Here is an 11,507-nt window from a genome sequence, read left to right as displayed (position 1 = left end):
GTGTGTCCGTCATGGTCAGCAGTGCATCGACCCAGCGCACCTCCTCGGAGCAGGCGCAATTCTTCTCCTATGGCGAAGCCGCCAACCCGATTCGCAGTGGCCTGACAGCGTTGGTGCCCTATCGATCCTTCTCACCTGCCTTCTTCCAGGAGCCTGGTAGCGCGGTGCTGCCACTGGATTTGAGTCAGGAGCTGGGCTGCGCAGGCCCCGCCACGGGTCCGTCTCTGTGTGCCAACTTCATCCGCCTGGATCAAGGCGAGTTGCGAACCGCCGCCGTAGCGACCAGCCAGCTGTTCTTCGTGGCCGAGGGCGAGGGAGAAACCGCAGCCTGTGGTGAACGCTTCGCCTGGAGCAAAGGCGACATCCTTGTGCTGCCGGCCGGCGGCGACGCCATCCACACTTGCGGCCACAAGGCCGCCATCTACTGGGTTCACGACGCACCCCTGTTGCGTCATCTCGGAGTCACCCCAAGCGAAAGCCGGTTTCAACCAACCTTCTACAGCCACCGCGACAGTCAGCGCCATCTAGCTGAAATCGCCGAAAGCCCCTCCGGTGCCAAGGCCAATCGGGTGAGCGTGCTCCTGGGCAACAGCGCCTTCGCTCAGTCGCGCACGGTCAGCCACACACTCTGGGCCATGCTGGGGATCCTGCCGGCGGGACAGGAGCAGAAGCCACACCGCCACCAATCCATTGCTCTCGATTTCGCCGTGGCCTGCCAACCAGGCTGTTACACCCTGATCGGCACGCAGCTGGATCGTGATGGCAGGATTCTCAATCCCCATCGAGAGGATTGGCTTGAAGGCGCCTCCTTCGTGACACCGCCCGGCTACTGGCATTCGCACCACAACGAATCAGGAGCCGATGCCTATGTACTTCCCATTCAAGATGCCGGCCTGCACACCTATCTGCGCACTCTCGACATCCTGTTCAGCAGCTCAGGGGGTCTGGCGACGGAGACGCCGCTGGGTGACTGACTGCCAGGCACCAGAGCTGTCATAGCGACGGATCAACTGCTCAAGCTGTCTATCAGCCGGCATCCACCAGGCTTCCACGCAAAAAGAAGCGCGATGGCTGACTTGCTCAGGCACGCGAAAAGCACCGCCATCGGGCAGCCAACGGACTCCAGCAAGATCCTGAACTCCAAGGCACGACTGCACAGAGGCCAGCGATGGTTCAGGCCAGTCCGCCGTGATCGTCAGCTCCTCGCCATGCCATTCACCAGTCAGCTGCTCAGGCGAAAGGGATGGGCGCTCAGGCTCATCAGTTCCGGCTCGAAACTCCCGAATCAGAACAGATCGCTCAAATATTCCGGACTCACTAAAAAGAATCACCAGGCGATGGCGCCGGTCGGCGTCGATAAAACCGAATTCGCCTCCAAAAGCAGTCCCAGGAGCAAGCTGCTGGGACCCCTTGCAGAACGTGCCTGAAGGGAAAAAGACAACCTGACGCCCCAGTGTTCGATAGTCCTGCTGCATGGAGCTAGTGGGTGCGCCGCGATCAGCCGCCGAGCCGGAAAGAGCAGGGTCCTCCCAGCGCTGCAAGCCAAAGCGCACCAAACGCTCATCATCTCCCTGCTCCAAGGTGAGAATCGAACTGGTACGAGACAACTCTCGCTGCTGAGAATCAAGTGACGCAAAGGTGCCATGCCACTCACCGAGATTGCGCAGAAAGTTCTCCCACTGGCTGGTCATCGATGAGATCGAAAGGATCGTGACGCTAAGCCTTCAGCGATGAGAGCGCTGCAACTGTCGACCACACAAGGCCGCCTCAACTTTGGATCCCAAGCAAAAACCCCGCCCGGTGATCCGGACGGGGTCGAGGAACGACTCTTGGGGAATCCAGATGGATTCAGCTGAGCAATCAGCCGAACTTGCCGGATGTGGAGGCGATCAGGAAGGCGGCGTACGTGAGGATGTAGCCGATCGTGAAGTGGGCGAGACCCACCACACGGGCCTGAACGATCGACAGAGCTACAGGCTTGTCGCGCCAGCCCACCAGGTTGGCGAGAGGCGTGCGCTGATGAGCCCAGACGATGGTCTCGATCAGCTCCTGCCAATAACCACGCCAGGAGATCAGGAACATGAAGCCGGTCGCCCACACCAGGTGGCCGAACAGGAACATCCAGGCCCAGACGGCGAGGTTGTTGCTGCCGAAGGGGTTGTAACCGTTGATCAGCTGGGAGCTGTTGAGCCACAGGTAATCACGGAACCAGCCCATCAGATAGGTGCTGGACTCATTGAACTGAGCCACGTTGCCCTGCCAGATGGCGAGGTGCTTCCAGTGCCAGTAGAAGGTGAGCCAACCCACGGTGTTCAGAGCCCAGAAGACAGCCAGATAGAAGGCGTCCCAGGCCGAGATGTCGCAGGTGCCGCCACGGCCGGGGCCGTCGCAGGGGAAGGAGTAGCCGAAGTCCTTCTTGTCAGGCATCAGCTTGGAACCACGGGCGTCCAGTGCACCCTTCACAAGGATCAGGGTGGTGGTGTGGAGTCCAAGAGCGATGGCGTGGTGGACCAGGAAGTCACCAGGGCCGATGGGAAGGAACAGGTCGTTGCCACCATTATTGATGGCATCCATCCAACCGCCCATGTAGGCAGCGTTGGCGTTGGCAGCTACACCACCGGCATTGGAAAGCAGCACGTCGAAGCCATAGATCGCCTTGCCGGAAGCGGCCTGGACGAACTGAGCGAAGACGGGCTCCACCAAAATCTGCTTCTCGGGAGTACCGAAAGCGACGACCACGTCGTTGTGGACGTAGAGGCCGAGGGTATGGAAACCGAGGAACAGGGAGACCCAGCTCAGGTGGCTGATGATCGCTTCCTTGTGCTCGAGCATCCGGGCCAGGACATTGTCCTTGTTGGCTTCGGGGTCGTAGTCACGGATGAAGAAGATCGCACCGTGGGCGAAGGCACCGCACATCAGGAAGATGGCGATGTACTGGTGGTGGGTGTACAGGGCTGCCTGAGTCGTGTAGTCCTTCGCGATGAAGGCATACGAGGGCATCGAGTACATGTGCTGCGCCACCAGGCTGGTGACCACGCCGAGGGAAGCCAGAGCGAGGCCGAGCTGGAAGTGCAGGCTGTTGTTGATGGTGTCGTAAAGACCCTTGTGGCCAGCGCCCAGGTCACCAGGGGTGCCTTTGGGTGGGTTGTGGGCTTCGAGGATCTCGCGGATGGAATGGCCAATACCGAAGTTGGTCCGGTACATGTGACCGGCGATCACGAACAGAACGCCGATGGCCAGGTGGTGATGCGCAATGTCGGTGAGCCAGAGGGCTTCCGTCTGAGGATGGAAACCACCCAGGAAGGTCAGGATCGCGGTGCCTGAGCCTTCAGCGGTACCGAACACCTGACCCATGGAGTCGGGGTTCTGGGCGTACACGCCCCAGTTGCCGGTGAAGAAGGGTCCCAGACCGGCGGGGTGAGGCATCACGTTGAGGAAGTTGTCCCAACCAACGTGCTGACCGCGGGATTCAGGGATCGCAACGTGAACCAGGTGACCGGTCCAGGCAATGGAGCTGAAGCCGAAGAGAACGGCCAGGTGGTGGTTGAGGCGTGATTCAGCGTTCTTGAACCAAGCCAGGGAGGGACGGAACTTGGGCTGCAGGTGCAGCCAGCCGGCGAAGAGGGCCCAAGCCGACAGGATCATCATGAAGATGGAACCCTGATACAGCTCGGCATTGGTCTTCATGCCGATTGTGTAGAACCAGTGATAAAGGCCTGAGTAGGCAATGTTCACCGGGGAGGAAGCACCCGCCTGGGTGAAGGCGTCAATCGCGCCCTGACCGAAGTGGGGATCCCAGATTGCGTGAGCGATGGGGCGCACGTGCAGGGGGTCGGCGACCCACTGCTCGAAGTTGCCCTGCCAGGCGATGTGGAACAGGTTGCCCGAAACCCAGAGGCCGATGATCGCCAGGTGACCGAAATGGGTGGAGAAGAGCTTTTGATAAAGCTTCTCCTCCGTCATTCCGTCATGGCTCTCGAAGTCGTGAGCCGTGGCGATGCCGTACCAAATACGACGGGTTGTCGGGTCCTGTGCCAGACCCTGGCTGAACGAAGGAAATTTCGTTGCCATTAGGGAAAAGACAGGTGGAGATCAGCCGACCACAAGGATGTGGGCGTGGAAGAAGGCCCAGGTGGTCGCAATGCCGCCCAGGAGGTAGTGGGCAACACCCACGGCACGGCCCTGGGTGATGGACAGCGCACGGGGCTGGATGGCGGGAGCCACCTTCAGCTTGTTGTGAGCCCAGACGATGGACTCAATCAGCTCCTGCCAGTAGCCGCGGCCGCTGAACAGGAACATCAGGCTGAAGGCCCAGACGAAGTGAGCACCAAGGAACATCAGGCCGTAGGCACTGGTGTTGGAGCCGTAGCTGTTGATCACCTGTGCGGCCTGAGCCCACAGGAAGTCACGCAGCCAGCCGTTGATGGTGATGGCGCTGTTGGCAAAGTTGCCGTTGGTGATGTGCTGGACGGAACCGTCAGCATTCACCGTGCCCCACACATCGCTCTGCATCTTCCAGGAGAAGTGGAAGATCACGATGGACAGGGAGTTGTACATCCAGAACAGACCCAGGAACACGTGGTCCCAGGCGGACACCTGACAGGTGCCACCACGACCGGGGCCATCGCAGGGGAAGCGGAAGCCCAGGTTGGCCTTATCGGGCACGAGGCGGGAGCTGCGGGCGTAGAGAACACCCTTGAGCAGGATCAACACCGTCACGTGAATCGTGAAGGCATGGATGTGGTGCACCATGAAATCGGCGGTGCCCAGAGGAATCGGGGCAGCGGCGACCTTGCCGCCCACAGCCACGACAGTGCCGTTGAACACTTCACTCACGCTGGAAAGAGCGTTGGGAGCAGTGCTACCGGCAGCGGCGGCGTGGAGGCCCTGGATCCATTGAGCGAAGACGGGCTTCAGCTGAATCGCAGAGTCGCTGAACATGTCCTGGGGACGGCCCAGGGCACGCATGGTGTCGTTGTGGATGTAAAGGCCGAAGCTGTGGAAGCCCAGCCAGATGCAGACCCAGTTCAGGTGACTGATCAGGGCATCGCGAGCCTTGAGCACCCGGTCGAGCACGTTGTCCACATGCTTGGCGGGGTCGTAGTCGCGGATCATCGCGATCGCGCCGTGAGCGGCGGCACCGACGATCAGGAAGCCACCGATCCACATGTGATGGGTGAACAGACCGATCTGGGTGGGGTAATCGATCGCCATGTACGGATAGGGAGGCATCGCGTACATGTGCTGAGCAACGATGATGCTCAGGGAGCCCAGAAGGGCGAGGTTCACGGACAGCTGTGCATGCCAGCTGGTGGTCATGAACTCAAACAGGCCGTCATGGCCCTTGGAGGCTGGGAACAGCAGGGGATCGCCCTTCTGACCCTCGAGGATCTCCTTGATGGAGTGACCGATGCCCCAGTTGGTGCGGTACATGTGACCGGCCACGATGAACAGCACCGCGATGGCCAGATGGTGATGGGCGATGTCGCTCATCCACATGCTGCCGGTGACGGGGTTCACGCCACCCTTGAAGGTCAGGAAATCGCTGTAGGCGGCCCAGTCACCACGGAAGAAGGCACCGATGCCGGCGCTGAATCCGGGATAGAGCTGCGCAAGCAGATCCTGGTTGAAGAACTCGTGGGGCAGGGGAATGTCAGCCACGGAAGCGATGGTCTTGCCGTTGAGCACCAGCGGCTGGCCGGCGTCGATGGCATCCATCAACTTGGTGGTGGGCAGAGACACGTGCAGAAGGTGTCCGGTCCAGGACAGTGACCCCAGGCCGAGAAGACCGGCCAGGTGGTGGTTGAGCATGGACTCAACGTTCTGGAACCACTCCAGCTTTGGAGCTGCCTTGTGGTAGTGGAAAACGCCGGCGTTCAGCATCAAGCCGGCCATCACCAGGGCGCCAATGGCCAGGGCCATCAGCTGCGTCTCGTTGGTGATGCCCCAGGCACGCCAGACGTGGAAGAGACCGGAGGTGATCTGAATGCCTTGGAAACCGGCACCCATATCGCCATTGAGGATCTCCTGGCCGAACACCGGCCACACCACCTGAGCACTGGGCTTCACGTGGGTGGGATCGGCAAGCCAGCCGGAGAAGTTGGAGAAGCGAGCGCCATGGAAGAAGGCGCCGCTCAGCCAGATGAAGATCACGGCCAAGTGGCCGAAGTGAGCACTGAAGATCTTCCGAGAGACCTCCTCAAGGTCACTCGTGTGGCTGTCGAAATCGTGAGCGTTGGCGTGGAGGTTCCAAACCCAGGTGGTGGTTTTGGGACCTTTCGCGAGGGCACGGTCGAAATGTCCGGGCTTGCCGAACAGTTCAAAGGTCGCTGGATTGTCGACCTTTTCGACCTGGCTCTTCGCGGTGCTCCCACGCTCTGGTGGGCTGATGGTCATCGAGTCGTTCCTCGAGGGACGGGGTCGAGGTGGAGGGCCACCCCTCCGACAAACCGGAGGTTCATCGGGGCCCCGGATGCAGCGCAGCAAGGCTTCACCACACCCGGGCGCCAGTGGTTTTCAGAGGCGGAAACCCCTGACTCTCACTGGAGCATTGGGCCCCAAAGAGGGGACCGCTGGCGGAAGCATAGAGGCGAAGATCCGCCACTCGGCACGGGAGTTACAAAGGTTCAATCCCTCAGCGCACCAGTCGTGGCATGGGGTCTGCGGAAGGCTGATTAACAGCAAATCCGAGAAGATTGATCGCGCTTGTTTTATCAATTCGGAAAAACAATTCCCATCCGCTAACACAAACTCTGGCGACTGGGCACCTGTGCGCCTTCAGACCAGAATGCCTTCTATCCGCCGCACCGTCCATGGGGGACTCGGCTCTGCGCCGCCTGATCACCGTCCTGATGACAGGCCTGATGACGGGCCTGATCTCTGTGCTGATCCTTCTAGAGGTCCCAGCCCCGGCACAGGCCCTCAGCCTGCCTTGGTCACGGGGGACGGCTGATCGCGAGCCAGTGACGCTGCCCGCAGCCGGTCCCTCAGGCCGACTACAGGAGGTCGCCGCACCAGGGGCCGTCCAGCAGCTGCGGCGAGAGCTTGCGAGCCACCAGCCTCGCCTGAGCCTTGAAGGGCCTAGCAACGACAGCGTGCTCAATGGGGAGACCTGGACCCTGAAGCTCAGGGTGGAGGACTGGCCTGCAGCCTCAGATCCAGAGCTCGGCCTCGGTGCCCACATCGCTCTGCAAATCGATGGGTCACCGCCTCAGCGCTTCAGCCAAGTGAGCAACGGGCATCTGCAGGCTCAACTGCCAGCCCTCAGCCCGGGCAGTCACAGGCTCAGTGCCTACGCCGCGTATCCGTGGGGGGAAGCGGTGAAGACCCCTGGCGCCAGCCTGAACTGGCGGCTCCATCAAGCCCAGGCTCTCGAAGGCACCCAACCGGAACAAAACGCCCCCTGGCTGGAGCTTGTCAGCCCATCAGAACTCAGCGCAGGCGAGCCGCTGCTGCTCGACTGGCTCATCTGGAATGCACCGCTCCAGAACCTGCGAGCAGGGGATGCCCGCTGGCGTCTGCGACTCACCCTCAACGGCGACAGCTTCCTCATGGATCGCCAGGAGGCTCTCTGGATTCGCGGCCAGGGCAGCGGGAACCAGGAGGTGCAGATGGAACTGCTCGACAGCCTGGGCGAACCGATCACTCCCGTGTTTAACAATCAACTGCGGGTCGTGAGCAACCGCCGAGGCAAGAGGCCCGTTTGGATGCAATCCAGCCTGAGTGGTCAGCAGCTGGCGCGACTCCTGGGCCAGGCACTTCCCGAGCAGGAGCCAGCCTCCAAACCAGCCGCCATTGCAGAGCCTGAGGCCGATCCAATCGTCGCCCCATCATCGGAGCAGACGCCGAACGCCCCAGCGGTTGCCCCACAAGCAGCAAGCCCTGCGACAGCGGCAACAGAGAAGGTGCCAACGGAGAATGTGCCAACAGAGAACGCATCCACAGCAGAACCACCCGCGCAAAACGCACCGGTCGAAGACGCACGTGCTGCCCAACCAGACGGGACAGACCCTGTGCCAGAACAGCCTTCTCAGGAGCAACCTGCAACCCGTCTGATCCCCCGGGCCGAGCCGCCGCCACTCGCCCCCACCAGCAGCCTGGGAGGATCAGCTCGGGAGCTGTTGAACGCCGATGGCACCCAGCGCTGATCCTTTGAGCCTGACGTTCTGAACGCCGCAACGCCCGCCTCTAACGCTCCCCACTCTCTGGCCATGGGGCTTTCCGCCAGCGCCTGGCCATTGCTGCAACGCCTCAAGCAAGGCGGTTACGTCGACACCCTTGCCCTGACCGTTCAAGCGGCCTCAGGGCTTCAGGAGCAACCTGCCGATCTCCAGATTGGTCGTGCCGCAGACCTCCTGAACGAGCACTGGGCGCGCAGCAGCACCCTGATCGTGATCGGCGCGTTGGGAGCCGTCACTCGCTTGGTGGCACCCCTGCTGACCCATAAAGATCAGGATCCAGCTGTGCTGGTGCTCGATGCCCACGGACGCGTTGTCATCCCCTTGCTGGGAAGCCACACCGCAGGCGCTGAACAGCAAGCCCGCGAATTGGCGGCAGAACTAGGAGGTGAGGCAGTGCTCACCGGCGATGCTGCCAGCCAGGGACGCCTGGCCCTTGATGCCTTCGGGGAAGCCTGGGGCTGGCGGCGGGGAGGTCCCACGGGGGCCTGGCATGACCTCATGATCCGCCAAGCCGGGGGCGAGACCAGCACCATCCGCCAATCGGTCGGCAGCCAACTGTGGCGTCAACTGCCAGGAGCGGCAGATCACTGTTGTGAAGCGGAAGAGGAAGCGTATGCCGATCTCACAGTCACAGCGGAGGCCAGCCCTGCTGATGGCTGCCGCTGGCATCCGGCCTGTCTCTGGCTGGGGATCGGCTGTGAGCGCGACACCAGCCCAAGCCTTGTGCTTCGCGCGATCGACCGGGCCTTGCGCCAGTCAGGACTCGCCCCCGAGGCGGTGGCAGGGCTGAGCACCATCACGCGCAAGGGGGATGAACCAGCCCTGCTCCAGATAACTGAGGAACAAGGCTGGCCCCTCCAGCTTTTCGAGCCAGAAGCCTTGGCTGCTGTTGAAGTCCCCACCCCATCCCCCGTTGTAAAAGCAGAAATGGGAACCCCATCGGTGGCGGAAGCCGCCGCCCTCCTGGCGGCTGGAACCGAAGGGCGCCTGGTCCAGGCGAAAAGCATTGAGAAGCCGCTTGGCCCGGAGGAACAGGGAGCGGCCACGGTGGCGATCGCCCTTGGCGGACAGCCCTATGCACCTCAACGGGGGGAACTGCATCTGATTGGCAGCGGCCCCGGAGACCTGAGCCTGCTCACCGCTGATGCCAGTCGCGCCCTGGCACGCTGTGCCGTCTGGGTGGGCTACGGGCTGTACCTCGATCTGCTCGAGCCCCTGCGCCGGAGCGACCAGGCCCGCCTTGACGGCCAGCTCACCCGCGAATGGGAGCGCTGCGCCGAGGCCCTCGACCTGGCACAGCAGGGGGTGAAGGTGGCCTTGATCTCATCAGGCGAGAGCGGCATCTACGGCATGGCGGGCCTGGCCCTAGAGCTCTGGTTGCAACAACCCGAAGGCCATCGGCCCAGTTTTCAAGTGCATCCAGGAATCTCAGCCCTGCAGCTGGCAGCGGCTCGGGCGGGCGCTCCGCTCATGCACGACTTCTGCACCATCAGCCTGAGCGACCGGCTCACCCCCTGGGCAGTGATCGAACGGCGCCTGGAGGGAGCGGCGGCAGGCGATTTCGTCGTAGCGCTCTACAACCCCCGCTCCAAGGGGCGCGATTGGCAGCTGGCGCGAGCCATCGAGCTGCTGAGAACCGAACGAGAGGGCAGCACCCCTGTGGTGTTGGCCAGGCAGCTGGGAAGGGATGACGAGACGATCCAACACACCACGCTGGAAGCGCTGAATCCCTGTGATGTCGACATGCTCACGGTGGTGCTGATCGGGAACAGCACCACTTATGCGAAAGCCGGAACCATGGTCACCCCACGGGGCTATCCGGGAGCCAGCCTGAGCTGACTATCCCTAGCGGTCGTTAGAAAAGAGAGCCCAACTCCTGACCTCGAAGGGCATGACTCATGCAGTCGGGATGACAGGATTCGAACCTGCGGCCCCTTCGTCCCGAACGAAGTGCGCTACCAAGCTGCGCTACATCCCGATGGCCCGACTGTAGAAGATGACCTCCACCCTGAAACCTGAGTGGCTGCGCGTGAAAGCGCCGCAGCGCGAGCGCATCGGCGCTGTTGCTGACCTGCTTCTCGACCTCAGGCTCAATACGGTTTGTCAGGAGGCCAGCTGCCCGAATATCGGCGAATGCTTCGCCGGCGGCACCGCCACGTTTCTGATCATGGGGCCCGGCTGCACCCGCGCTTGCCCCTATTGCGACATTGATTTCGACAAAAGTGTTCGAGAGCTGGATCCCACCGAGCCCGAGCGCCTCGGGGAAGCCGTGGCGCGGCTTGGCCTCAAGCACGTGGTGATCACCTCAGTGAACCGCGACGATCTCACCGACGGCGGGGCCAGTCAGTTTGTGGCCTGCATCGAACAGGTGCGACAACGCTCACCCCAGACCACGATCGAACTGCTGATTCCTGATTTCTGCGGCAACTGGGAGGCACTGGCCACGGTCTTGGACGCCGGTCCAGACGTGCTCAACCACAACATCGAGACCGTTCCCAGCCTTTATCGCAAAGCCCGGCCCCAGGGTGTCTACAGCCGATCCTTGGAACTGCTGGAGCGGGTTCGCCATGGTTGGTCAAGGGTCTACAGCAAGTCAGGGCTGATGGTGGGGCTGGGCGAAACCGATCAAGAGGTGCTCGAGACCCTCGCCGACCTACGCCGCCATGACGTCGACATCGTCACCATCGGCCAGTACCTCTCCCCTGGCCCCAAGCACCTACCGGTGGACCGCTTCGTACGGCCAGAGCAGTTCGAAGCGTTCCGCCGCCATGGCGAAGAGGAGCTCGGCTTCCTGCAGGTGGTGAGCACACCACTCACCCGCAGCAGTTATCACGCGGGCGAAGTGCGGAAACTGATGGCATCGCATCCGCGCTGAAGGCATGGGCGCGCGAATCAGACAGCCTGTTCAATCCAAATGCGGAAGGCGCTGACCGAGCCAGGCTGCGCGCAGCGGCGAAGCAACCGCGATCCAACAATGGAACCTCAGTCGCGCCGGCCTGGAACGGGAGACGGGTCAGCGATGATCTCCAGTCCCGCCACCGGGCGCCATTCCTCCAAGGTCCAGTGCACAAGGCCGCGGGCAATCATCGGATCCTTCTGCACAAGTGCCAGGGCTTGGTCGTAGCTCTCAGCCTTCAGCACCAACAGCCCGCCGCCGCCAGGCTGCCCCTCACGATTCACAAGAAAGCCACTTGAGATCACCATCCCCGCCGCCCGGAGTTGCTCAACCCAGTGGCAATGGGCTTCCAGATGGCTTCGGCGCTGCTCCACAGTGAGTGTGGCCGTCGCGGCAGTGAACGTCTCGTGCTTGATGAAAAAGGGCACAGG

At 62.1% G+C, this 11,507-nt stretch carries 8 protein-coding genes and 1 tRNA gene; 4 read left to right on the top strand and 5 right to left on the bottom strand.

The features are described from left to right. Positions 1-11 precede the first annotated feature (11 nt). Complete coding sequence (locus CWE16_RS06900; protein WP_131594196.1) at positions 12-974, top strand: cupin; 963 nt, start codon at positions 12-14, stop codon at positions 972-974. On the opposite strand, the gene CWE16_RS06895 is transcribed toward CWE16_RS06900, so the two are convergent. The 3 genes from CWE16_RS06895 to psaA form a co-directional block, all read right to left on the bottom strand. Further along, positions 936-1,691 carry a DUF3598 family protein gene (locus tag CWE16_RS06895; protein WP_131594194.1) on the bottom strand — a complete coding sequence of 252 codons (756 nt, stop codon included), beginning with the start codon at positions 1,689-1,691 and terminating at the stop codon, positions 936-938. The genes CWE16_RS06900 and CWE16_RS06895 overlap by 39 nt on opposite strands. 169 nt (positions 1,692-1,860) lie before the next feature. Then, positions 1,861-4,071: a photosystem I core protein PsaB gene (gene psaB, locus CWE16_RS06890; RefSeq protein ID WP_131454751.1), complete on the bottom strand. Its 2,211-nt coding sequence runs from the start codon at positions 4,069-4,071 to the stop codon at positions 1,861-1,863. A 21-nt stretch (positions 4,072-4,092) separates the two neighbouring features. Beyond that, a complete protein-coding gene (psaA, locus tag CWE16_RS06885; protein ID WP_131454752.1) occupies positions 4,093-6,396 on the bottom strand; it encodes a photosystem I core protein PsaA in 2,304 nt (767 codons plus the stop codon). 416 nt (positions 6,397-6,812) lie between these two features. Here psaA and CWE16_RS06880 point away from each other — a divergent pair, with 416 nt between their 5' ends. Further along, positions 6,813-8,147 (top strand): hypothetical protein, encoded by a 1,335-nt coding sequence (locus CWE16_RS06880; RefSeq protein WP_131594192.1) that lies wholly within the window; start codon positions 6,813-6,815, stop codon positions 8,145-8,147. Between the two features lie 63 nt (positions 8,148-8,210). Further along, positions 8,211-10,019, top strand: a complete 1,809-nt coding sequence (gene cobJ, locus CWE16_RS06875; RefSeq protein WP_131594190.1) for a precorrin-3B C(17)-methyltransferase — start codon at positions 8,211-8,213, stop codon at positions 10,017-10,019. Positions 10,020-10,084: 65 nt separating this feature from the next. On the opposite strand, the gene CWE16_RS06870 is transcribed toward cobJ, so the two are convergent. Then, positions 10,085-10,158 (bottom strand) — tRNA-Pro (locus tag CWE16_RS06870). Positions 10,159-10,176: 18 nt separating this feature from the next. Here CWE16_RS06870 and lipA point away from each other — a divergent pair. Beyond that, positions 10,177-11,055, top strand: a complete 879-nt coding sequence (gene lipA / locus CWE16_RS06865) for a lipoyl synthase (protein ID WP_131454755.1) — start codon at positions 10,177-10,179, stop codon at positions 11,053-11,055. 107 nt (positions 11,056-11,162) lie between these two features. Here the strand turns inward: lipA and CWE16_RS06860 are convergent, their stop codons facing one another. Further along, positions 11,163-11,504, bottom strand: a complete 342-nt coding sequence (locus CWE16_RS06860; protein WP_131594188.1) for a YciI family protein — start codon at positions 11,502-11,504, stop codon at positions 11,163-11,165. Positions 11,505-11,507: the final 3 nt, after the last annotated feature.

Origin of the sequence: Synechococcus sp. BS55D (assembly GCF_004332415.1) — a bacterium.
In the GTDB taxonomy this organism is placed as follows: domain Bacteria; phylum Cyanobacteriota; class Cyanobacteriia; order PCC-6307; family Cyanobiaceae; genus Synechococcus_C.
Note: the sequence above shows the minus strand (reverse complement) of the source record. Positions and strands in the feature narration are given on the sequence as shown.